The 24,209-nt window shown below is 45.8% G+C and carries 21 protein-coding genes; 15 read left to right on the top strand and 6 right to left on the bottom strand.

Going from position 1 to position 24,209, the window contains the following annotated elements:
• Window positions 1–9: 9 nt before the first annotated feature.
• The 3 genes from ACF8OV_RS01775 to ACF8OV_RS01765 form a co-directional block, all read right to left on the bottom strand.
• On the bottom strand, window positions 10–888 hold the full coding sequence (locus ACF8OV_RS01775; RefSeq protein WP_031778583.1) for a U32 family peptidase: 879 nt from the start codon (window positions 886–888) through the stop codon (window positions 10–12).
• Window positions 889–908: 20 nt separating this feature from the next.
• Window positions 909–1,922 carry a peptidase U32 family protein gene (locus ACF8OV_RS01770; RefSeq protein WP_025516069.1) on the bottom strand — a complete coding sequence of 338 codons (1,014 nt, stop codon included), beginning with the start codon at window positions 1,920–1,922 and terminating at the stop codon, window positions 909–911.
• Window positions 1,923–2,072: 150 nt separating this feature from the next.
• Complete coding sequence (locus ACF8OV_RS01765; RefSeq protein ID WP_015297221.1) at window positions 2,073–4,112, bottom strand: bifunctional diguanylate cyclase/phosphodiesterase; 2,040 nt, start codon at window positions 4,110–4,112, stop codon at window positions 2,073–2,075.
• A 366-nt stretch (window positions 4,113–4,478) separates the two neighbouring features.
• Here ACF8OV_RS01765 and ACF8OV_RS01760 point away from each other — a divergent pair, with 366 nt between their 5' ends.
• On the top strand, window positions 4,479–5,006 hold the full coding sequence (locus tag ACF8OV_RS01760; RefSeq protein WP_005490392.1) for an SCP2 domain-containing protein: 528 nt from the start codon (window positions 4,479–4,481) through the stop codon (window positions 5,004–5,006).
• The gene (locus tag ACF8OV_RS01755; RefSeq protein ID WP_069532824.1) at window positions 4,990–5,493 is read left to right on the top strand and encodes a GNAT family N-acetyltransferase; all 504 of its coding nucleotides are present in this window, start codon (window positions 4,990–4,992) and stop codon (window positions 5,491–5,493) included. Before ACF8OV_RS01760 ends, ACF8OV_RS01755 begins: the two co-directional genes overlap by 17 nt.
• 67 nt (window positions 5,494–5,560) lie before the next feature.
• Here ACF8OV_RS01755 and ACF8OV_RS01750 read toward each other — a convergent pair whose 3' ends face one another.
• Window positions 5,561–6,010 carry a hypothetical protein gene (locus ACF8OV_RS01750; protein ID WP_005456073.1) on the bottom strand — a complete coding sequence of 150 codons (450 nt, stop codon included), beginning with the start codon at window positions 6,008–6,010 and terminating at the stop codon, window positions 5,561–5,563.
• Between the two features lie 51 nt (window positions 6,011–6,061).
• Here ACF8OV_RS01750 and ACF8OV_RS01745 point away from each other — a divergent pair, with 51 nt between their 5' ends.
• The 10 genes from ACF8OV_RS01745 to deoD all read left to right on the top strand — a co-directional run bounded on the left by ACF8OV_RS01745 (window position 6,062) and on the right by deoD (window position 16,154).
• A complete protein-coding gene (locus ACF8OV_RS01745; protein ID WP_005456107.1) occupies window positions 6,062–6,460 on the top strand; it encodes a DNA polymerase III subunit psi in 399 nt (132 codons plus the stop codon).
• 65 nt (window positions 6,461–6,525) lie between these two features.
• Entirely contained in the window at window positions 6,526–6,981 is a 456-nt protein-coding gene (gene rimI / locus ACF8OV_RS01740) for a ribosomal protein S18-alanine N-acetyltransferase (protein ID WP_005494078.1), read from the top strand.
• 121 nt (window positions 6,982–7,102) lie between these two features.
• Window positions 7,103–8,692 carry a peptide chain release factor 3 gene (gene prfC, locus ACF8OV_RS01735; protein WP_005456063.1) on the top strand — a complete coding sequence of 530 codons (1,590 nt, stop codon included), beginning with the start codon at window positions 7,103–7,105 and terminating at the stop codon, window positions 8,690–8,692.
• Window positions 8,693–8,776: 84 nt separating this feature from the next.
• Window positions 8,777–8,974, top strand: a complete 198-nt coding sequence (locus ACF8OV_RS01730; protein WP_005456108.1) for a DUF5363 family protein — start codon at window positions 8,777–8,779, stop codon at window positions 8,972–8,974.
• Window positions 8,961–9,734, top strand: a complete 774-nt coding sequence (locus ACF8OV_RS01725) for a TatD family hydrolase (RefSeq protein ID WP_060658219.1) — start codon at window positions 8,961–8,963, stop codon at window positions 9,732–9,734. The genes ACF8OV_RS01730 and ACF8OV_RS01725 overlap by 14 nt, the downstream gene beginning before the upstream one ends.
• A gap of 204 nt (window positions 9,735–9,938) precedes the next feature.
• Window positions 9,939–11,222, top strand: coding sequence for a NupC/NupG family nucleoside CNT transporter (locus ACF8OV_RS01720; protein WP_005456066.1), 1,284 nt, complete (start codon window positions 9,939–9,941; stop codon window positions 11,220–11,222).
• 581 nt (window positions 11,223–11,803) lie between these two features.
• On the top strand, window positions 11,804–12,580 hold the full coding sequence (deoC, locus tag ACF8OV_RS01715) for a deoxyribose-phosphate aldolase (RefSeq protein WP_005456105.1): 777 nt from the start codon (window positions 11,804–11,806) through the stop codon (window positions 12,578–12,580).
• Window positions 12,581–12,677: 97 nt separating this feature from the next.
• Window positions 12,678–14,006, top strand: coding sequence for a thymidine phosphorylase (gene deoA / locus ACF8OV_RS01710; protein ID WP_005494080.1), 1,329 nt, complete (start codon window positions 12,678–12,680; stop codon window positions 14,004–14,006).
• Between the two features lie 68 nt (window positions 14,007–14,074).
• Entirely contained in the window at window positions 14,075–15,295 is a 1,221-nt protein-coding gene (locus ACF8OV_RS01705; RefSeq protein ID WP_025501113.1) for a phosphopentomutase, read from the top strand.
• 139 nt (window positions 15,296–15,434) lie between these two features.
• Window positions 15,435–16,154 (top strand): purine-nucleoside phosphorylase, encoded by a 720-nt coding sequence (gene deoD / locus ACF8OV_RS01700; protein WP_005456104.1) that lies wholly within the window; start codon window positions 15,435–15,437, stop codon window positions 16,152–16,154.
• An 88-nt stretch (window positions 16,155–16,242) separates the two neighbouring features.
• Here the strand turns inward: deoD and ACF8OV_RS01695 are convergent, their stop codons facing one another.
• Window positions 16,243–16,848: a YtjB family periplasmic protein gene (locus ACF8OV_RS01695; RefSeq protein ID WP_005481596.1), complete on the bottom strand. Its 606-nt coding sequence runs from the start codon at window positions 16,846–16,848 to the stop codon at window positions 16,243–16,245.
• A 91-nt stretch (window positions 16,849–16,939) separates the two neighbouring features.
• Between ACF8OV_RS01695 and serB the strand changes: the two genes are divergently transcribed.
• Entirely contained in the window at window positions 16,940–17,920 is a 981-nt protein-coding gene (gene serB, locus ACF8OV_RS01690; protein ID WP_005456072.1) for a phosphoserine phosphatase, read from the top strand.
• Between the two features lie 43 nt (window positions 17,921–17,963).
• Here the strand turns inward: serB and ACF8OV_RS01685 are convergent, their stop codons facing one another.
• On the bottom strand, window positions 17,964–20,312 hold the full coding sequence (locus tag ACF8OV_RS01685; RefSeq protein WP_317676126.1) for a PilZ domain-containing protein: 2,349 nt from the start codon (window positions 20,310–20,312) through the stop codon (window positions 17,964–17,966).
• A 136-nt stretch (window positions 20,313–20,448) separates the two neighbouring features.
• Between ACF8OV_RS01685 and radA the strand changes: the two genes are divergently transcribed.
• Both radA and fusA read left to right on the top strand, forming a co-directional pair.
• Window positions 20,449–21,828, top strand: a complete 1,380-nt coding sequence (gene radA / locus ACF8OV_RS01680; protein WP_317676127.1) for a DNA repair protein RadA — start codon at window positions 20,449–20,451, stop codon at window positions 21,826–21,828.
• Window positions 21,829–22,044: 216 nt separating this feature from the next.
• Window positions 22,045–24,135, top strand: a complete 2,091-nt coding sequence (gene fusA, locus ACF8OV_RS01675; protein WP_005456593.1) for an elongation factor G — start codon at window positions 22,045–22,047, stop codon at window positions 24,133–24,135.
• Window positions 24,136–24,209 lie beyond the last annotated feature (74 nt).

Raw genomic sequence — 24,209 nt, 5'->3', positions numbered from 1 at the left:
TCGGAAGAGTTAAATGTTCTTCACTTCTAAGCCAGCCAATTGATGCCAGTAACCGTTGCATTGGCGGCTTGATAGTTTGTCTGGATTTGAGCCTTGCTCGTTAGAACGGAAGCGATCCAGTTCTGAGAAGGTACTTACGCCTAATGGACTCAAGCGAACCACATCAACGAGTCCTTGCATGCTTTGCAGATCGTTGATCAGGTTGTAACAGTAGCCCGATTGCGTTTGGATGCCATTTAAGTTGAAGACTTCTTGTCCCTCTTGGCTGCTTACTTGGATACCGGTTGGGTATTTGATGCAGCAAGTTTCGCAATCATCCTTCGCTTTATTTTCTGCACGCGCCGTGAAGCAGCGAGCCGAGTAGGCTAATGGCAAATAGCCGTGGCTAAAGACTTCGACTTCGAATTTGTTACGAATCCCTAAGTCTTCACATTGTGTCAGAGTATCGCTTAGCCATTCACGAGATAGCTCAACCGGCATACACCAACGAGTCATCCCTTGTTTTAAAAACAGGTTCAAGGTGTGTGCATTGTAAGTGTTAATTGCTGGGCCAACGACAAATGGGACTTTGTGTTCAGACGCCAGTTGAACTGCGGACACGTCATTTGCTTCAATCGCAAAGTCACCATTATCGATATACTTCTTCATGATATTGACTTCGCTTGGTGCTTCCAACAATGCCATGGTGGAAAGCACCACTTGCTTACCGGATGCCGATAGGTCTTTGGCAATATCGAACCAATGAGCAGGTTTCATCTCGCGACGTTTTGAACAAACGGTTTCACCCAAGTAGATAATGTCTGCCGAGCTTTCTTTTGCTTGTAAGTAAAATGCTTCGATATCTTGTTTTGGCCAGAAGTACAGCAGTGGGCCAAGTGCGTATTTCATTGAATTTTCCATCTTAACCTCTACTGCCATTTACGGTGGTATGCACCCAGCGTGGTTTGCGTACCTTCAGAAACGTTCGCCAGTGCGGCATCCCAAGCTGATTCGACTTGGTAAGCTTCTGGGTTTGCTTGGTAACGATCAATTGCTGCGCGCCAAGTGCGAGTAACTTGCTCCACATAGGCAGGGCTGCGTTGACGGCCTTCAATTTTTACCGACGCTACGTTTGCTGCAAACAGTTCAGGAAGCATAGAGAGAGTATTCAAACTGGTTGGTTCTTCCAGCGCGTGGTAACGTTTTTTCTCGCCTTCAATTTCAGCTTCAAAGCGGCCTTTACAAAGCGTTGGATAGCCTGCGTTTTCACCTGCGCAGTAACGGTCGATCAAAATGTTGTTTAATCGAGACTCCAAGCCTTGTTCAGTTTCTTGCCAGCGCACGTATTTCGCTGGAGAGCAGGCTCCGACCGTATTTGGTGATTCACCCGTCATGTAAGACGACAAGTAACAACGACCTTCAGACATGATGCACAGACTGCCAAACGCAAATACTTCCAGCTCGACATCACTGGTGATGTTGCGCGACAGTTGTTTTACCTGATGAATGGACAACACGCGAGGCAATACCACACGTTTAACGTTGAAGTTTTGCTTGTAGAAATCAATCGCAGCTACGTTGGTAGCAGAAGCTTGCACGGAAAGGTGCAGCTCAAGCTCAGGGTATTTGCGAGCAGCGTACTCAAGAACAGCAATGTCAGCGACAATCAGTGCATCTACGCCCAATTCCGCTGCGTTATCGACGGCGTTCGTCCAGCGTTCAAAACCGTTTGGATGGGCAAAGGTATTGAGTGCAACGTGGATCTTTTTGTTGTGGTCATGCACATATTGCACGGCCTTTTCTAGCTTTTTACCGTTGAAGTTCAAACCAGCAAAGTGACGCGCGTTGGTATCGTCTTTGAAGCCGATGTACACGGCATCTGCACCGCAATCAATCGCGGTTTTTAGCGCAGGCAGGTTACCCGCAGGACACAAGAGTTCCATATGCTCACAATCATAGAGAAGGAAAAGGTGCCCGCATTTTATGAAGAATTATGAATAGCTAATTTGACCTAAGTTAGGTTTAGCTCAATAAACTCAATATTTACCCCTTGAGAGTAGGGGTAAAGGTTTGATTTGGCGAAGTAGGGGGGATCAGTTTTTGTGGCGGCGGTTTTGCACAAACAACTCTTCGATTTCATGTTTTGGTTGAGGTCGGTAGAAATGAAAACCTTGAATCGAGTTACATTGAAGGTTGGAAAGCAAAGTAGCTTGCTGATGCGTTTCTACGCCTTCTGCAACGACCGTTAGTTCCAAAGATTTGCCCAAGTTGATGATGTTCTCGATGACGGTCACCTGTTTTGGCAGGGCATCAATGTCATTAATGAACGCACGGTCGATTTTTAGTTCATCAATCGGGAAACGAGCTAAATAAGACAGCGACGAGTACCCAGTACCAAAGTCGTCGATCGACAAAGCAAAGCCCAGCTTTTTAATCGCATTCAGCATTTGCAGCGTATGTTCGCTGTCACTCATCACCGCGCTTTCCGTTAGCTCAAACGTGATGCAACTTGGATCAAGTTCGGTTGTGCGCAGCAGCTTCTCCATAAAGTCGATCAACTGAGGGTTGCCAAACTGTTCTGGAGACAGGTTGATCGCGACGCGACCCGGCAAAATGCCTTGTTGTTTCCAGCGTTTTACGGTGTTGAATACATCACGCATCACCACGCGACCCAGATGCTCAATCAAACCTGCTCGTTCCGCCACAGGAATAAATGATCCTGGGCTAATGTAGCCCTCAACCGGATGTTTCCAACGTACTAAAGCCTCTGCGCCATTGATACTGAAATCACGGGCGTTCACTTTGGGTTGATACCAAACTTCAAGACCATTTTGCTGCAGGGCTTTTTGCAGTTCGATTTCGAGCCACAAACGCATACGCGCTTCTTTGTTCATTTGGTCATTGAATTTGATCAGACGGTTTCGCCCGCGATCTTTCGCTTCGTACATTGCGGTATCGGCATTTTGTAGCAAGATACGAGCATCCTGCCCATCTTCCGGATAGCGGACGCTACCAATTGAGCAGGCAAGACGTTTACTGAAGTGGTGCAGATCAAAAGGTTGGTTTATCAAAGAAATAATGCGATCTGATAACACTTCTGCCATGCGCGAGTTTTCTGGCTCAGGAAGGATGATGCCGAACTCATCACCGCCAAGATGGCCGATGATCGCTTGGTTTGGCAGCAGTCGTTTTAAACGTGCAGAAACTTCTTGGATGACTTTGTCACCGATGTGATGACCCAGCGAGTCATTAATGTTCTTAAAGTTATCGATATCGAGGTAAAACACCAATAGCGGTGTTTGGCTTTTGATCAGTTGTTCCAGGCGCTTGGTGAAACCAAATCGATTATACAGTTTGGTTAAAGAGTCGATATGAGAGTCTTCACTGGAGGCCGACGACAAGTGTTTTGGTGTGTCATCCGCATCTTGGATAAGAATAATTTGAGATTCACTGCCTAGAATTGCCGTCGAGTCCGCATGTAATTGGACTTTGCGCTCAAATCCGCAACGCGCGCTGGTCAGGCAAACAAACGGTTTGTCCGAAATAAGCGTACTGAGTCGGTGACTGAAAACTTTTTTGGTGTTTTCGTCGATGAACAGACGAGAGAGTTCTTCACCGAGCAGTTCGTGAGGGGAGTTAAGCCCAAGCAGACGAGCCGAGGCAGGGTTTGCTGAGATGATGATGTCATCTTCAATCAGCAGCAGGCCATCGGGCAATAGTTGGGTCAGCTTGGCAAATTTGTTTTCGGCTTCTTCCAGAGAGCGGACAAGAATTTGCTTTTCGGAGGTGTCGACGGCGTGAAACACTACGAAACGTACCTCGTTACCTTCATACACTGGTGACAAACTAAAGTGAAGGCTGGTCTCTAAATCGGTTTCATCTAAGGTAATTTCAGCTTCGACATGCACGCCTTTGAATGCGCGTTGGTAGTAAGGTGCCAGCTTCTTATAAAACTGCTCACCTAGCACCTGGCAATCGTTTAACCCGATGATTTCTTCATGATTTAAGCCTGCAATATCGCAATAGCGGTCACTCACCATTCGATAATTGTGTTTTTTATCAAGAATGGCAAAAAAGAAAGGGCTATTTGAGGTTAGCGTGGCAAACCAATGTTGTAATTGCTGGGAAGGCATTAGGGTATTACCGATCTCCAATGAGCCAGATTAATTCGTCCGTGTAATCAAAAGCGCTACCCTGGCGAACATGCCGCCGTGCTTCTCAAGCCTGCATAGTGAGTCATTTTTAAGTGGTTGACTCGGCTTTATTCTGTGACTTGATATCACGAGGATACGCTCGGATAACTATAACTTTGAAAATACGGTTATTAAAGCGTTTATCAAGCTGTTCGCATCAATAATACACGTAAGGTCAAAAAACGACACGTTAGTGGACAATAAACCACCAACTGAAAACAAACAGTTTATTGATACATAACAGGTATCGCGGTGGTGCGATTGCGTAATATGAGCGACCTAATGACAAAGTAACGGATAATGAACGTGTTAAACAAGATTCGCAGTCAACTAGTAAAGAACGCAGCCAACATTTTGCGTTCTCCAGTCCAGTTATTACCACAAACAGTTCAACAAAAAGCCTTGCTTGAAGGGCTGAAAATGGTATTCAAAGAAGCGTTAGAAGATGGCGACTTTGAATTCCTTGAAGACAAGTGGTTAAAAGTTGCGATTAAAGACTTGAACTTAGCATGGTACATCAGCTATCAAGATGAAAAATTAGTCGTCGCTGAAAAACCAGTTCAGGAAGATGTGAGTTTTAGTGGTAATCTAAACGACCTAGTACTGATTGCTGGTCGTAAAGAAGACCCTGATACGCTGTTCTTCCAACGTCGCCTTTCAATTGAAGGTGACACTGAGCTTGGCTTAGAAGTGAAAAACTTGATGGACAGTGTCGACTTAGAGCAGTTACCAAAAGCAATGCAAGTAGCGCTGAACCAACTGGCTGACTTTGTCCAAAAAGGGGTTCAAGAGCCTGCACAACAACCCGGAGTAGCGAATGCTTATTCGAACTGAAGCCCCTGCGGACATTCTGACCATTGACCGCCTATTGAAACATGCGTTTCCAACCGATGCAGAAGCCAACTTGGTGATGCGTTTACGTGAAAACGGCAAGCTGACCTTGTCGCTGGTGGCGTGTACGGATGAAGGTGAGGTAATTGGCCATGCTTTATTTAGCCCAGTTACATTAAATGGTGAAGATTTGTCGTGGCAAGGGCTTGCACCATTGGCTGTTCATGAGAACTATCGCCGTCAAGGCATTGGTGCTGAACTCATTAAAGAAGGTTTCGAATCTCTGCGTGATTTCGGTTATCCAGTCTGTGTCGTGTTGGGTGAACCTAACTACTATGCACGACAAGGTTTCAATGCTGGTGAAGAGATGGGCTTTGAATGCGCTTGGGAAGTGCCTGAAGGTGCGTTTCGAGTAGCTGAACTCATCGAAGGCCAATGTGCAGGACGTTCTGGACGTATTGATTACGCGTCTGAGTTCTCAGAGCTTTAAATACTGAAACAGCCCGCTGAAATAGCGGGCTGTTTGCTTTTCATCAGTCAATCGACAAGCATGACGTTTATTGAGCGTTTTTGGTTCTTTTTTTGCCCCAGATTTCGACTTTTGCTTTTTTGCTGACACCCAACACGTCGAGCTTCATATTTCCCCAACTGCTGTATTTCATTTCAAGGTGCTTAAGTTTCGCGTCCTCCGCTCCTGGTAGTGTCCAAGCTCGCGTTGACATTCCGTTGGTGAGCGTGCCCATTGATGTGAGTTTTTTCTCGCTGCCGTCGGTCATGGTGACTTTGATGTCTTTTAAATCGACTGTGCCTTGAATGCACTTTATTTTGATTTTACTGAAGTTACGGTTTTTGAGAAGACTATTTGGCGTAACGGTGTCTGTCTCCGTTTGGAAGTTGACGGTCTTGGTTGCGATCAGCTCCCAGTCATCATTATTGCTGCTCGCAAATGTGGAAAAACTGATGGTCGCTACCATCATCACAGTAAAGAGTGATTGGAAAAGCTTCATAACACCTCTGACTTTTTGATAGGATTGCCTCGTTCAAACAGGTGACGAAAAATGTCAATTAACGAGAAACAGTATTTACACGAAATGGGAATCACCTCGTGGGAGTTGATTCATCCAGAAAGGTTGGCAGGCTATCAACCGCCAACTATAGATTTGCCAAGTTCTTGCAAACTTCTGCTGGTCTCACCTATCTGTCCTACGAATGAGACAGCGATACTGTTCGAGAAGATACTTAAAAGTATGAAGTTAACGCTTGAACAAGCCATGCATATCGAGCCTGAGCGCCTTGCAATGCTTGGTGAACATCAGTTGGAGTGGGTATGGTTTGCAGGCTGTGAAAGTAACAGCATGGAAAATGCTAAGCAGCTAACCTCGCCGTTATTGCAAGACATTGATGGCAACAATGAACAAAAACGCGCACTTTGGCAGCAAATTTGTTCTTACTCGTAACGTTTGTAAAAGATCGAATACCAAGCTCTATTGTGGCGCGGTATTTCGACCTAATAGGTTAAATCATGACGATTGAAATTCTCCCAATGTGCAGTGAGCATGTGGAGCAAGTTTGGCAAATTGAACAGCAAGCGCATTCTCACCCATGGGCAGAGTCGTTAGTGCGCGATTTGTCGAGTCGCGGTGCGTGCCATCACGTGATGGTCGAAGACGGCTCGGTAGTTGGCTACTTTTATGCACAAAATATTGTGGGTGAAGTGACGTTACTCAATATTGCGGTTGCCCCTGCGCTACAAGGAAAAGGCTACGGTCAAAAGTTATTGGATGCCTTTCTGAATCACTGTGAGCAAGCCAAAGCAGACAGCGCGTGGCTAGAAGTAAGAGAAAGTAACCATCCTGCGATTCATATTTATGAGCAAGCTGGTTTTAACGAAGTGGATCGTCGTTATGATTATTATCCAGCTAAAACAGGCAATGGAAAAGAAGACGCGATCATCATGAGTTATCTCTTCTTTAACTAGACGCACTACTCGGGAAGTTGCCCCTAAAGCAATAATAGGCGAGAATACCGCGCAAAATTGAATCTACAAAAAGCGTGTTTGCTTTTCAGCAGGCATTCAGACATCAAAGAAGACCAGTTTCATGTCAAATACACCTTTTCTAAGCGAAGTTTCTAAACGTAGAACGTTCGCTATTATTTCTCACCCGGATGCGGGTAAAACAACCATTACCGAAAAAGTCCTTTTATTCGGAAACGCGATCCAAAAAGCAGGTACTGTAAAAGGTCGTGGTAATGCACAGCACGCAAAATCTGACTGGATGGAAATGGAAAAGGAACGTGGTATCTCGGTAACCACTTCTGTGATGCAGTTCCCGTACAACGATTGCCTAGTAAACCTGCTTGATACTCCAGGACACGAAGACTTCTCCGAAGATACTTACCGTACTCTGACGGCAGTTGACTCGTGTTTGATGGTTATCGATGCGGCGAAAGGTGTCGAGGATCGTACTCGTAAGCTAATGGAAGTAACACGTCTACGTGATACGCCAATCGTAACTTTCATGAACAAACTTGACCGTGACGTTCGTGATCCAATGGAAGTATTGGATGAAGTAGAAAACGAACTGGGTATGATGTGTGCACCGATCACTTGGCCAATTGGCTGTGGTAAAGAATTTAAAGGTGTTTACCACATTCACCGTGACGAAACGATCCTTTATGAATCTGGCCACGGTCATGAAATTCAAGAAGTTCGCATCATCAAAGGTTTGGATAACCCAGAACTTGATGAAAAAGTTGGTGAAAGCCTAGCGGCAAGCGTTCGTGAAGAGCTTGAGCTTGTAATGGGTGCATGTCCTGAGTTTGATAAAGAACTGTTCCTAACGGGTGAACTGACACCAGTTTATTTCGGTACTGCCCTAGGTAACTTTGGTGTTGACCATATGCTAGACGGTCTGACTGAATGGGCGCCAGCGCCGAAAACACGTCAAGCGGTTGAGCGTGATGTTGAAGCGACAGAAGACAAGTTCTCTGGCTTCGTATTCAAGATCCAAGCAAACATGGACCCTAAACACCGTGACCGTATCGCATTCATGCGTATCGTATCGGGTACTTACACTCAAGGCATGAAGATGAACCACGTTCGTCTAGGCAAGCAAGTAAGTATCTCTGATGCGGTAACCTTTATGGCGGGTGACCGTTCACGAGCAGAACACGCTTACGCGGGTGACATCATTGGTCTGCATAACCACGGCACTATTCAAATTGGTGATACTTTCACGCAAGGCGAGTCACTGAAGTTCTCTGGTATTCCAAACTTTGCGCCTGAATTGTTCCGTCGTATTCGTTTGAAAGATCCATTGAAGCAGAAGCAGCTACTAAAAGGCTTGGTTCAGCTTTCTGAAGAAGGTGCGGTACAGGTATTCCGTCCACTGCAAAACAACGATCTGATCGTTGGTGCGGTAGGTGTGCTTCAGTTTGACGTGGTTGTGGCTCGCTTGAAGTCAGAATACAACGTTGAAGCAATCTACGAAGGCGTTAACGTAGCGACTGCTCGTTGGGTTGAGTGTGGCGATGCGAAGAAACTGGATGAGTTCCAGCGTAAGAACCAAGCGAACTTAGCATTGGATGGTGGTGACAACCTAACGTACATTGCCCCAACTATGGTTAACTTGAACCTTGCAAAAGAACGCTTCCCAGACGTTGAATTCCGTGCGACTCGCGAGCACTAATCAACCGCCGCGTTAAAGCAACTAGATTTTAAATCGCCCTTGGCTATAGACTTAGTCAAGGGCGTTTTTATATAAGGAAGAAAAATGAACTGGTTCAAACGTGGGTTAAAGCGTTACGACGATTGGTGCAAACAAATGGGATTAACGCCCGATCAAAAACGCAGCTGTGTCCCATATCGAAAAGATCCTGCCCATCAAAACGAAGAGAAGGGCGAAGCTCTGTCTTTTTCTGACTCTCCGTCTGCTGGCGTCGATAAAAAGTCTCAAGATGAAGTTCTTTGATACGCACTGCCACTTTGATTTTGATGTGTTTCAAGATGACTTTGTGCATCAACTTGAGCTTGCTCAAACGCAAGGCGTCGCAAGAATTCTGATTCCTTCCGTCGGCCCGCAAAATTGGGCTCGTATTCAAACGTTGGCAGAGAAACACACCAACTTGTATTACGCGCTCGGTTTTCATCCGTATTTTCTAGAGGATAATGTTGAGCTGCACCTTGCAGAGCTAGAACGTTATCTCAACCAAAAATCGCCACAGTGTGTGGCAATCGGAGAGTGCGGACTAGACTTTGCAGTTAACGTAGATCCTGAGCTACAAGAAAGGGCGCTTGAAACTCAATTTGAGCTGGCAAGGCGTTTCAATCTTCCTGTCATTTTGCACAGCCGGAAAGCACACAATCGACTCATTCAAATGGTCAAAGCGGCGAAGTTACCTCGTGGTGGCGTTTTGCACGCGTTTGCTGGTAGTTATCAGCAGGGGATGGAGTGGGTCAGATTAGGTTTTTTCATCGGTGTTGGTGGAACCATTACCTATCCGAGAGCCCATAAAACTCGCGACGCGATTCAAAGATTACCACTCGAAAATCTGGTTATAGAAACGGATGCTCCAGATATGCCTATACTTGGTTATCAAGGGGAGCCGAATCACCCTGCCAAACTCATTCATGTATTCAATGAGCTCGCAGAGTTGCATAGTGTGCGAAAGCAATCGATTGCCACTCAGCTGTGGGAAAATAGCAATTTTGCTTTCTCTATCTGTGAATAAAATCTAAAGATGTAGTCTGAAATAGAAAACGTTTCCCTGCTTATTGTGAGATAACTCACAAAGGTGGGTGAATCAATGATGAATCTTATAAGAAAGTGTGAGGGTGGCATTACTTTAATTGATTCTGCGTGAGTATAATTGCCCCCGCTTTATAGCTCCATTTTGTAACACGCCAATAAATAACTTATAAGGAAGTCATAAACTATGAGCCTGTTTATGAGCCTAGTCGGTATGGTAGTGCTTCTTGCTATTGCATTTGCATTTTCTAATAACCGTAAAGCTATCAATCTAAGAACTGTGGGTGGCGCATTCGCTATCCAATTCGCATTAGGTGCATTCGTACTTTATGTACCTTGGGGCCGTGATCTACTGAACGGTTTCTCTACTGGTGTTTCTAACGTTATCAACTACGGTAACAATGGTTCATCGTTCCTATTCGGTGGTCTTGTTTCTGACAAGATGTTCGAAGTATTCGGCGGCGGCGGTTTCATCTTCGCTTTCCGTGTTCTTCCTACACTGATCTTCTTCTCAGCACTGATTTCAGTTCTTTACTACGTTGGCGTAATGCAGTGGGTTATCAAGATTCTTGGTGGTGCACTTCAAAAAGCGCTTGGTACTTCTCGTGCGGAATCAATGTCAGCAGCAGCTAACATCTTCGTAGGTCAAACTGAAGCACCTCTAGTAGTTCGTCCATTCGTTCCAAAAATGACTCAATCTGAGCTATTCGCGGTAATGTGTGGTGGTCTAGCTTCTGTAGCTGGTGGTGTACTAGCAGGTTACGCATCTATGGGTGTTCCTCTAGAGTACCTAGTAGCAGCATCATTCATGGCGGCACCAGGTGGTCTACTGTTCGCTAAGATTCTTCACCCAGAGACTGATCAGCCTCACGAAGATATCGAAGAAGCAATGGACGGTGGCGACGACAAACCAGCTAACGTAATCGACGCAGCAGCGGGCGGTGCGGCTTCTGGTCTACAACTTGCGCTAAACGTAGGTGCAATGCTAATCGCATTCGTTGGTCTGATTGCTCTAGTTAACGGTATGCTAGGTGGCATCGGTGGTTGGTTCGGCATGCCTGAGCTAACTCTAGAACTAATCCTAGGTTACGCATTCTCTCCACTAGCATTCCTAATCGGTGTTCCATGGAACGAAGCAGTTGTTGCTGGTTCATTCATCGGTCAGAAACTAGTTATCAACGAATTCGTTGCTTACTTGAACTTCACACCTTACCTAGGTGACAGCGCTCAAGTAGTAGCAGCAACTGGTGAAGTAATGTCTGAGAAGACAACAGCTATCATCTCATTCGCACTATGTGGCTTCGCGAACCTTTCTTCTATCGCGATCCTACTTGGTGGTCTAGGTAGCCTTGCACCAAACCGTCGTTCAGATATCGCTCGCATGGGTATCAAAGCAGTTCTTGCAGGTACGTTGTCTAACCTTATGGCAGCGACAATTGCAGGCTTCTGTCTAAGCCTTGCAGCATTTTAATTAGAATCGGTTCTTAATATATAGACGCCGTTTTAAACCATGCCCTGTAGCAAGAGATTGCTGCGGGGCATTTTTCGTTTTTCAGGACCAAAATTTTTACGCTGAGTAAACCCAAGGCATTGGTTTACGCAGCCAATGGAATAGCGGCTTGGAAATTTTGAGATACAAACCGTTTGCGCTCTATTTGGTGCTACAGTTTTGCGGTGAATATCTATAATGTAGTAATCACGAGATCATGGTTACGATAACCACTTAATCATAGAGTGAATATTACATACTCGATGGGCAAATGAATTGCCCTGCAATATCAGATCTAATAGGCGTTTCGCTGTGTGATGTGATATTAAAGACACCGCAATCATAGATTGTTGTGCCATAGGCCAAACTGGTACTGTGCGGTGACAAGGATAGCAATTGGCATATGAATTTTTCGCTGTATATGCCGAGTCTTCAGGGAACCAAGTCCGTTCATAAATAGACTGTTTAGCCAATTTCTCACACTATCTCGACTTGTTGATTATAGTTAGAGAAGTGATGTGAGGCTGAGTAGTGAATTTTTTGAATATTGATCGGAGATAGAAATGAGCGATTTAAAAGCAGCAGCGCTACGTGCACTAAAACTTATGGACCTAACTACGCTGAATGATGATGACACTGATGCAAAAGTGATCTCACTATGTCATGACGCGAAAACAGCAGTAGGCAACACAGCTGCAATCTGTATTTACCCTCGCTTTATTCCTATTGCTAAGAAGACACTTCGTGAGCAAGGTACGCCAGAAGTTCGCATTGCAACAGTAACGAACTTCCCACACGGTAACGACGATATCGACATCGCTGTTGCTGAAACAAAAGCGGCTGTTGCTTACGGTGCAGACGAAGTTGACGTAGTTTTCCCATACCGCGCGCTAATGGCGGGTGATGAGAAAGTAGGCTTCGAACTAGTTAAGCAATGTAAAGAAGCTTGTGGTGACATTCTTCTTAAAGTGATCATCGAAACTGGTGAACTAAAAGAAGAAGCACTAATCAAGAAAGCATCTCAAATCTGTATTGAAGCCGGTGCTGACTTCATTAAAACTTCAACTGGTAAAGTGCCAGTAAACGCAACACCAGAATACGCTCGCATGATGCTTGAAGTTATTCGCGACATGGGTGTTGCAGAAACTGTTGGTTTCAAACCAGCAGGTGGTGTGCGCACTGCTGAAGACGCAGCGGCATACCTAGCAATGGCTGACGAAATCCTAGGTGACAACTGGGTTGATGCTCGTCACTACCGTTTTGGTGCGTCTAGCCTGCTAACCAACCTACTAAATACATTAGAAGTATCGGACGACGTCGCTGATCCAACAGCGTACTAATTCCAATAATACGTCTGAACGGTAGCACCTAAAAGGGTGCTACCAAACCTCTTCTATCCTACTACAACCATGGCTCAAAAGAGCTTGGGAGGCACTAATGTATTTACCACAAGAAATCATTCGTAAAAAACGTGACGGCGAAGTCCTAACAGCCGACGAAATCAACTTCTTTATTCAAGGCGTAGCGAACAACACGGTATCTGAAGGTCAGATTGCGGCGTTTGCTATGACGATTTTCTTTAATGAAATGACCATGGATGAGCGCATCGCCCTAACGTGTGCAATGCGTGACTCAGGCATGGTTATCGACTGGAGCCACATGAACTTCGGTGGTCCAATTGTCGACAAACACTCAACCGGTGGTGTGGGTGACGTAACTTCTCTGATGCTTGGCCCTATGGTGGCAGCATGTGGCGGTTTCGTACCTATGATCTCTGGTCGTGGCCTTGGCCACACAGGCGGCACGCTAGATAAACTTGAAGCGATTCCTGGCTACAACATCACTCCAACGAACGAAGTTTTTGGTCAAGTAACCAAAGATGCGGGTGTGGCGATCATCGGTCAAACGGGTGATCTTGCTCCGGCAGATAAGCGCGTGTACGCGACTCGTGATATCACGGCTACCGTAGACAACATCTCTCTGATCACGGCATCGATCCTGTCTAAGAAATTGGCAGCGGGTCTAGAATCTCTAGTGATGGACGTAAAAGTCGGTTCTGGCGCATTTATGCCAACTTACGAAGCGTCTGAAGAGCTAGCAAAATCTATCGTTGCTGTAGCAAATGGTGCAGGCACGAAGACTACCGCAATCCTTACGGACATGAACCAAGTACTGGCTTCTTCTGCGGGTAACGCGGTGGAAGTTCGTGAAGCGGTTCGTTTCCTAACAGGTGAATACCGCAACCCGCGTCTACTTGAAGTGACGATGGCATCATGTGCTGAAATGCTCGTGCTTGGCAAACTGGCTGAGAACACTGACGACGCACGCGCGAAACTGATGGAAGTGCTAGACAACGGTAAAGCAGCAGCTTGCTTCGGCAAAATGGTTGCGGGTCTTGGCGGCCCAGCTGACTTCGTCGAAAACTACGATAACTACCTAGAAAAAGCAGAAATCATCAAGCCAGTTTATGCGACAGAAACAGGTATTGTCTCTGCAATGGACACGCGTGCTATCGGCATGGCTGTGGTTTCTATGGGTGGCGGTCGCCGTGTTGCAACTGATGAAATCGACTACGCGGTAGGTTTTGATAACTTCATCCGATTGGGTGAAGTTGCTGATAGCGATAAACCTCTAGCAGTTATCCACGCTCGCAGTGAAGAGCAGTGGGAAGAAGCGGCAAAAGCACTACGCAGTGCAATCAAAGTGGGTGGTGAATACACGCCAACTCCTGAGGTTTACCGTCAAATTCGTGCAGAAGACATCTAAAAGATTAAGTAATTACATAAGGCCTACTCAACCATAATAATTCGCCGAGTGGGCCTAAGGAAAGAGCAATGAAAAGAGCATTTATTTTAGTACTAGACTCATTCGGTATCGGTGCAACTGCTGATGCAAAAGAATTTGGTGATGTAGGTTCAGACACTCTAGGTCATATTGCTGACCAGTGTGAAAAAGGCTTAGCAGATAACGACAAACGTCAAGGCGCACTTCGCCTTCCAAACCTATCTAAGCTTGGTTTGGCGATGGCACACAAAGAATCAACAGGTCGCTTTGCTCCTGGCCTAGACGCTGAAGCAGAAATCATCGGTGCTTACGGCCACGCTGCTGAGCTTTCTTCTGGTAAAGACACTCCGTCTGGTCACTGGGAAATTGCTGGCGTACCAGTTCTGTTTGACTGGGGCTACTTCACAGATAAAGCAAACAGCTTCCCTAAAGAGCTGACTGACCGCATTCTTGAGCGTGCAGGTCTAGATGGCTTCCTAGGTAACTGCCACGCATCTGGTACTCAAGTTCTTGATGACCTTGGTGAAGAACACATGAAGACTGGCCAGCCAATCTTCTACACCTCTGCGGACTCTGTATTCCAAATCGCATGTCACGAAGAGACATTCGGTCTAGATCGTCTACTAGAGCTTTGCCAAATTGCTCGTGAAGAACTAGAAGATTACAACATCGGCCGTGTAATTGCGCGTCCATTCATCGGTCCTGGTAAAGGTCAATTTGAGCGTACGGGTAACCGCCGTGACCTATCTGTAGAGCCACCATCAGCAACGGTTCTACAAAAGTTAGTCGAAGAAAAACAAGGCAATGTGGTTTCTATCGGTAAGATTGCAGACATCTACGCAAACTGCGGTATCACCAAGAAAGTGAAAGCGACAGGTATTCCTGCATTGTTCGAAGCAACGCTAGAGCAAATCAAAGAAGCGGGTGATAACACCATCGTATTCACTAACTTTGTTGATTTCGACTCCGCTTACGGCCACCGCCGTGATGTAGCGGGTTACGCTGCGGCGCTTGAGTACTTTGATGGTCGCATCAACGAAGTGCTCGAACTGATGGGTGAAGATGACGTGCTAATCCTAACGGCTGACCACGGTTGTGACCCAACATGGCCAGGTACTGACCATACTCGTGAGCACATTCCAGTATTGGTTTACGGTCAAAAAGTGCCAGCTGGCTCTCTTGGCCGCCGCGAAACGTTCGCAGATATCGGCCAAACATTGGCGAGCTACTTCGGTACTTCTCCAATGGATTACGGTAAGAATTTCCTATAATTAGGATATTAAAAACTAGGAGCTGAGTGCTCCTAGTTTTATGTTTGCAGTATGCAAGTACTGCTTGTCGGAAATGAGAATACTCTGGCTTACATCGCCTTAAGCGCGGAGCGCTAGAGAAAGGTTAAGGAAAAGAAAAATGGCAACTCCACATATCAATGCTGAAATGGGTGCATTCGCAGACGTAGTACTGATGCCAGGTGACCCGCTACGTGCAAAATACATCGCAGAAACCTTCCTTGAAGATGTTGTTCAAGTGTGTGATGTGCGCAATATGTTCGGTTACACAGGCACTTACAAAGGCCGTAAAATCTCTGTGATGGGCCACGGTATGGGTATCCCATCATGTTCGATTTACGCGACTGAGCTAATCAAAGACTTCGGTGTGAAGAAAATCATCCGTGTCGGTAGCTGTGGTGCGGTGAATGAAGACATCAAAGTACGTGATGTTGTGATCGGCATGGGCGCGTGTACGGATTCAAAAGTAAACCGCATTCGCTTTAAAGGCCATGACTTTGCGGCTATCGCAGACTACAAAATGGTTCGTGCAGCAGAAGATGCAGCAAAAGCACGTGGTATTGATGTGAAAGTCGGCAACCTATTCTCAGCGGAGCTTTTCTACACGCCAGATCCAGAAATGTTCGACGTAATGGACAAGTACGGCATTGTTGGTGTTGAAATGGAAGCGGCGGGTATTTACGGCGTAGCAGCAGAGTACGGCGCAAAAGCTCTGACAATCTGTACGGTTTCTGACCATATCAAAACTGGCGAGCAAACCACATCAGACGAGCGTCAAACAACATTTAACGACATGATGCTAATCGCGTTAGATTCAGTATTGCTAGGCGACGCAGAATAAGCGACAAAGATTCGTCTTCGCTTTCAAGAACTAAAAAAACAGCCCGCTCAAAGCGGGCTGTTTTTTTATTTGAAGTTGGCTGTTGGAATTACTTGGTCAGCAGCAAGTTTTCGGCTTTTTTACGGCGGATCGGCTGTCTACGTAAAATCATAATAAACAACATGCCACACACAAAACTCATCAAGACCATCATGTACATGTAACGATCACTCTTACGATAATGGTGATCAGAAATCGCCGTCACTCGGCCTGTCTCAAACGTCACACGTACAAAACCAATCACAGCACCATCAGCTAGGACTGGCTCGACCAATTGCTGGCGACCAATAGATGCGGTGGCCAGTGGGGTATCTAATCCTAGGACTTCACGGACAGACAGCGCCTCGTCACTCGATGCCAATCGCACACCTTGTGAGTCATAAATCGTGGCATCAAATACCAAACGGTCTTGCGCGAGCTGGTTGGTCAGTTTGAGCAATCGCTCTTGGTCTTTGGTTAATATCATTTCGCTGGCAGACAAAGATGCCTGCGAGATCAAAACCTTGGTGAGTGTTTCAAGCTGCTGCGCTTGAATCTTCTCGTTGCCCTTACTGATCACAACACTGTTTTTTATGGTGATGAATAACATCACGCACAGTAGGATTAGTGCCAGAATTCGCAGGGCATTCCTTACTGAGAACAAGGATTCACTCATGCTCTTTACTCATCCATTTAAAACAAAACAAAGACTTGCCTTTTTAGTTTGTTGAGGTAACGTTTTAGCAAAGTCATAAGGGATTATATACATGGACGCGTCAAAAAGCTTGCCTATCAGAAAACATACGACACTTTTAAACCGACTGCCCGAAACTCGATTTGCTACCCAGTTAGATAAAGCGAAAGCGAATTGGGTCGTTTTTGCTGAATATCTTTCCCCTCGCCACTTTGAAGATATCGACTTCTTTACTGGTTTCTATAACCCGGTGTTAGAAACATGGAAAGTCGGTCAGTATGAAGTAGCATTGATGGCGGGCGAATTAACATCTCAACACGAAACCATCTTAAAAAGCCTCAACATTGATTATGCTTCTCTGAATGAAGTGCCGGATCTCTCTGCGCCTGGCTTAGTGGTGTTCGATATGGATTCCACAGCGATTCAAATTGAATGTATTGATGAAATTGCCAAACTGGCTGGAGTAGGGGAAGAAGTCGCCGAAGTGACTGAACGTGCGATGCAAGGTGAGTTGGACTTTGAACAAAGCTTGCGTCAAAGGGTTGGTAAACTAAAAGGCGCAGATGAAGCAATTTTAGAACAAGTGCGTTCTGAGCTTCCATTCATGCCAGACTTTGAAGCGTTGATTGCGACCTTTAAAGCGCTCGGTTGGAAAACCGCCATTGCATCTGGTGGGTTCACTTATTTCTCTGATTACATCAAAGAGAAAGTCGGTCTGGACTTCGCTCGTTCAAATCAGCTTGAGATCATTGACGGAAAGTTAACTGGGCAAGTGATTGGTGACGTGGTATCTGCGCAAACCAAGTCCGATATTTTGGTTGAACTGGCGGATGAATACGAAATTGAACAGCATAATACCGTTGCCGTTGGTGATGGTGCCAACGACTTAGTGATGATGTCCGCCGCAGGCCTTGGTATTGCCTACCACGCGAAACCTAAAGTAGAGGCACAGGCACAAACCTCGGTGCGTTTTGCTGGGTTAGGTGGGGTGCTCTGTATTTTGTCTGGCGCACTCGTGAAGCAGCAAAAAATCAGTTGGAAAGCGAAGCCTTAATAGAATCAGAAAGAAAAACACCGCCTATCTTGGCGGTGTTTTTTTATTCCGTTAGTTCAAGTCGCACGACGACTTCTTCGGTTATGTCTTCAAACTCGCTGTAGCCAACCAAAGCCGTCAGCTCCTTTTCTAGTTTACTGGCTTGATGAACGCCAAACTGAGTAAGGTCACTCAAGTCCTGTCGTAGCAGCGACGTCATAGGATCAAAAATGGGTGCCGTGGACATTCGAAATACATAGAAATCGCCCATCATGCGCGCTTTTTTGATGAATTGAATTCGCTCTTTCACGCTATTAAATTCTTGGTGCAGTTTGGATTCGATAGCCGTGATCTTATTGCCGATTTTCGCCGCACTAATGTAGATGTCTTGGTGTTTTGCTTGTGCTCCGTCGACACGCTTAATTGGTTCTGCGATCAGCGTGCTAGAGCGGCCTTTAAAAATTGGCTCTAAAGAGAATTTTTGGTCGTGACCTAAGCGTGCAAACAACTCAATGTGTTTTGGTAACGGCAGGTTCATCCCAACCACCGGAGTTTTTAGTGCCGATGCTGTGCTTTTGCTGATAAAGATAGGTGTGCTTAACGTCCTTGATAGCAAAACGCTGTGCAGTCTTTCCAGTAATGCGTTGCTTGGTAACATCTCTTTTTGTGGGATCAGCTTATCTTGGTTGTGTTCAATGATGCTGTTGAAGAAAGCGATCACACGGATCGTTTTGCTGTTTTCATCAATAACCAATTGTACGCAGCAACCGTCAGGGCTGACTCGAATAACGCGATATGGAACGGCCATGAGAGGCAGCTTTTTATCGTAAAGTTGTAACTCACGAAAGTTAACTTGCACTTCTTGTCCCGAGCGTAACATCGTTGGCTCATCTAAACGAATCCCCAAGCCTCGCTTAGAAATATCAACGGTTGAACCTGCTGCTTTTAACTCACCCGAACTGAGTTCAAGCGGCGTTTTGAATCGATAGCGTGGTTCTTTACGGCGCGATTGAGCATCGAAATAGATACCTTTAGGGTTGCCAGTGATTTTTCGAGGATGACGAAAGGCATTTAACGTGTTGGCTGGCAAACGTGGCTTTTCTGTTAATAGGTAATCTTGCCCCGACTTTTCGTCAGCGATTTCTTGCAAAATTCCGATATGAGTCAGTGACTGAGAGGTTTCGGCTAACTCTGGAGAGAATAGTGCGAGATCTTCTTTCTCTTGCTCAGATAACTCAAAAATAGAAATTCGAAACGCACGCCAACTTTCTCGCTTAGCCCCTAAATGCCAAAACAGCTGGCGTTGTTCGCGAGTCGCTTCGGGTCTAAGCATCGAGTAGAAGTACGTTTTGTTTTCATGTTCATGAGTAAATGAGTACAAAACGTTACTGGTGCCTTTCACGCCTTGTTTGATCAAAGAAGCGACGCGTTGCTCGTTAAACAAGGAGCCAAACACTTGTTGATTTCTCTCATCGTGCCAGTACTGCCACAATTTTTGGTTGTTTGGTGTCAGCATTGCTAGCTTGAGTTCGTTACCATCAAAAAACAGTGGTAAGTTGCTCGTGTGTTTGAGTGCAATGTGCTCATAACCGCGTGTGCGTGCACGAATGATTTTATCTTGGTTGTCATGACGAGCGCGTTTGGCGGCACTGTTTAATGCTTCGTCGATGACGCGCGCAACGACATTGGTTTCCGTTAGACGAATGGTTCGTAGATAGCGCACTGCATCATTTTCATAGCAATCGTCTACGGCCAATACTCGATACGACAGTGGCTTTTCGATGCCTGCAACTTGCGACTTGCCTGCAAACTCGGTAAACGAAACTTGAATGATTTCACCAAGGTTGTATTTAAATGCGCTCGGGACTTTAAATTTTGCCCCAGAGCTCGACAAATCGATGCTTAATCCATGAAGGATTTGCCCTTTGGTGCGGCGAATTTCTACCTGAGACTGAACCTTCAACCGCTTTTCTTGGCGTTTTAAGTCGTAACCGAGGTGAACCGGTTCTGCGAGAAAGGGGCTTTTAGGATCGGTTAATGAATGAGACTTTTCCTGTGTGGCGAGCTTGCTCATCACACGAAAGTTATTGCGCGTGTTGACCAATGCTTCCCACATGCCTTCGGTGTAGGTGCCAAACTTTTTAATGTTCTTGTGATAAGCATTAAAAGCGACATCGTCCAACCAATGCGAAATGCCATCTAAAACATATTCACGACATTCGCCTTTGACGCGACCACGTAAATCAATGCTCTTCTTACATGGTGCCATAAGACGGTTCAGTTCCATCTTCACTAAGATTTTGGCCGACGGCGGCTCTTCCTCGGTCAATTGACCAAGGACAAAATCAAAATCTTCAGAACCATAAACGGGAATGAGTCTTTCAGCGAGCGAGAGAATTTCAGATTGCTGCATTATTTCTGTTAGAGTATGTCGTTACTTTAATTTGTATCGACTAAGTAAAGTAAAACTTAAGTATATCAATAGTTCATTTCATATTAGATCTGACTTGGCTGTGCTTGGTCACATTTGTAGAAAAAATCGAGGCATCATGGCGAAAGCAAAACGAGCGTATGTTTGTAATGATTGTGGCGCGGATTTTCCACGTTGGCAGGGACAATGTAATGCGTGTGGTGCATGGAATACGATCACAGAGGTGCGCATTGCTGCTTCGCCAACCGTTGCTCGCAATGAACGCTTAAGCGGTTATGCTGGTTCGGCGACAGAATCGAAAGTCCAAGCCTTATCTGAAATCGATCTGCAAGAAGTGCCGCGATTCACTAGTGGTTTTAAAGAGCTCGATCGTGTGCTTGGTGGTGGTGTTGTACCTGGTGCGGCGATTCTGATAGGTGGTAATCCTGGAGCGGGTAAGTCGACGTTGCTTCTTCAAACTATGTGTACGTTATCAGGGCTGATGCCGACACTTTACGTTACGGGTGAGGAATCGCTTCAACAGGTTGCGATGCGCGCGTCTCGTCTTGGTCTGCCAAAAGAGCACCTGAAGATGCTATCAGAAACCAACGTCGATAAAATTTGCCAAATTGCAGAGAAAGAGCAGCCCAGAATTATGGTGATTGACTCGATTCAGGTTATGCACGTTTCTGATGTTCAATCGTCACCGGGCAGTGTTGCTCAGGTGCGAGAATCTGCGACGGCACTGACGCGATACGCAAAACAGAACAATGTTGCGGTATTTATTGTTGGCCACGTAACGAAAGATGGTACTCTTGCCGGCCCTAAAGTCCTTGAGCACATTATTGACTGTTCTGTCTTGCTTGATGGCGGAACAGATAGTCGTTTCCGTACACTGCGCAGCCACAAAAACCGTTTTGGTGCGGTAAATGAATTAGGCGTGTTTGCGATGACGGGGCAGGGACTGAAAGAAGTAAGTAACCCATCGGCGATTTTCCTTTCTCGTGGCGAAGAAGAGACGTCAGGATCTTCGGTCATGGTTGTGTGGGAAGGTACACGTCCTCTATTAGTAGAGATTCAAGCGCTGGTGGACTACTCGCAATTGGCAAACCCTCGTCGCGTAGCGGTTGGTTTGGAGCAGAATCGTCTCTCCTTATTATTAGCCGTACTGCATAAGCACGGTGGTCTGCAAATGGCCGATCAAGACGTGTTTGTGAATGTGGTCGGTGGCGTTAAGGTAACAGAAACCAGTGCGGATCTTGCTTTAGTGATGGCGTTACTATCAAGCTTTCGCGATCGTCCGTTGCCAAAAGATGTAGTGGTATTTGGCGAAGTTGGTTTGGCTGGCGAGATTCGTCCGGTACCTAGTGGCCAAGAGCGTTTGAACGAGGCATTTAAGCACGGCTTCAAAAAGGCAATTGTCCCGGCTGCTAATATGCCAAAAGGTGGCATTCCGGGGATGCAAATCCACGGCGTTAAGAAGTTGTCAGAGGCTATTGAGGCTTTTGACGAGCTGTAATGCTGAAAAAGAATGGTATTTGTGGGCTCACAAACTGTTCATTCCGTCCTGAATATAGAACGAATAAAGTACATAAATCGCTATGTTTGACTATCCTTTGAGGACGGAAAATTCACGTTAAAATTTTTTTTCTTCCATCTGCACGCAAGGGTATCAGTATTGACAGAATGTGATATACTCTGCGCGCACTTTATACCTTATTAACAGAGTAAGACAATGACTGATTTATCAAAATACAGAAACATTGGTATTTTTGCTCACGTAGACGCGGGTAAAACTACCTCTACAGAGCGTATCCTAAAGCTAACTGGTAAGATCCATAAGATCGGTGACACTCACGACGGTTCAACTACTACTGACTTCATGGAGCAGGAAGCTGAACGTGGTATCACTATCCAGTCTGCAGCAACAACTTGTTTCTGGAACGATCACCGTCTAAACATCATCGATACTCCTGGACACGTTGACTTCACTATCGAAGTTTACCGTTCTCTAAAAGTACTTGACGGTGGTATCGGTGTATTCTGTGGTTCTGGTGGTGTTGAGCCTCAGTCAGAAACTAACTGGCGTTACGCTGACGAATCACACGTATCTCGTCTGATCTTCGTTAACAAACTAGACCGTATGGGCGCAGACTTCTACAAAGTTGTAGACCAAGTACAAAACGTTCTAGGTGCAACTCCTCTAGTAATGACTCTACCTATCGGTATCGAAGAAGATTTTGTAGGTGTTGTAGACGTACTAAGCCAACAAGCTTACGTATGGGACGAGTCTGGCCAGCCAGAGAACTACGAAGTTCAAGAAATCCCAGCAGACATGGTAGACAAAGCAGCTGAATACCGTGAAATGCTAATCGAAACTGCTCTAGAGCAAGACGAAGATCTAATGATGGCTTACCTAGAAGAAGGCGAAGAGCCATCTGTAGAAGACATCAAACGTTGTATCCGTAAAGGTACACGTGACCTAGCATTCTTCCCAACTTACTGTGGTTCAGCGTACAAGAACAAAGGTATGCAACTTATTCTTGACGCGGTAGTAGATTACCTACCATCGCCAACAGAAGTTGATCCACAGCCTCTAACTGATCCTGACACAGGTGAAGCGACTGGTGAAGTTGCAACTGTATCTGCAGACGAGCCACTAAAAGCGCTTGCGTTCAAAATCATGGACGACCGTTTCGGTGCTCTAACCTTCATCCGTATCTACTCTGGTAAGATGAAGAAAGGCGACACAGTTCTTAACTCTGCAACTGGTAAAACAGAGCGTATCGGCCGTATGGTTGAGATGCACGCAGACGAGCGTAACGAGATCGATTCAGCACAAGCTGGTGACATCATCGCTGTAGTTGGTATGAAGAACGTTCAAACTGGTCACACTCTATGTGATCCTAAACACGAATGTACTCTAGAACCAATGATCTTCCCTGAACCAGTAATCTCTATCGCTGTTAAGCCTAAAGATAAAGGCGGTTCTGAGAAGATGGGTATCGCTATTGGTAAGATGGTTGCAGAAGATCCATCATTCCAAGTTGAGACTGACGAAGAGTCTGGCGAAACTATCCTAAAAGGTATGGGTGAACTTCACCTAGATATCAAAGTTGATATCCTAAAACGTACTTACGGCGTTGAGCTAGAAGTAGGTGCTCCTCAGGTTGCTTACCGTGAAACTATCACTCAAGCAATCGAAGACAGCTACACTCACAAGAAACAGTCTGGTGGTTCTGGTCAGTTCGCGAAAATCGACTACCGTATCAAACCAGGTGAAGTTGGTTCAGGCTTCACGTTCAAATCAACAGTTGTTGGTGGTAACGTACCTAAAGAATTCTGGCCTGCAGTTGAGAAAGGCTTCGCTGGCATGATGGAAACTGGTGTTCTAGCTGGCTTCCCTACTCTAGACGTAGAAGTTGAACTATACGACGGTGGTTTCCACGCAGTTGACTCTTCAGCTATCGCTTACGAAATCGCTGCTAAAGGCGCATTCCGTCAGTCTATGCCTAAAGCTGGCGCGCAACTTCTTGAGCCAATCATGAAAGTTGACGTGTTCACTCCAGAAGATCACGTTGGTGACGTAATCGGTGACCTTAACCGTCGTCGTGGTATGATTAAAGACCAACAAGCTGGTACTACTGGCGTACGTATCAAGGGTGATGTACCTCTATCAGAAATGTTTGGTTACATCGGTACTCTACGTACAATGACATCTGGTCGTGGTCAGTTCTCTATGGAGTTCTCACACTACTCACCATGTCCAAACAACGTTGCTGAGCAAGTAATTGCTGACGTTAAAGAGCGTAACGCTAAGAAGTAATTCTTAAGTTAACTCTATGATTTTAAAGCCCCGCCTCGTGCGGGGCTTTTTATATCTATGGCCGAAAGTTGTTT

Source organism: Vibrio sp. GLN_1 (genome assembly GCF_043106015.1).
Classification (GTDB): Bacteria; Pseudomonadota; Gammaproteobacteria; order Enterobacterales; family Vibrionaceae; genus Vibrio; species Vibrio parahaemolyticus.
This window is presented reverse-complemented; position numbering and strand designations above follow the sequence as displayed.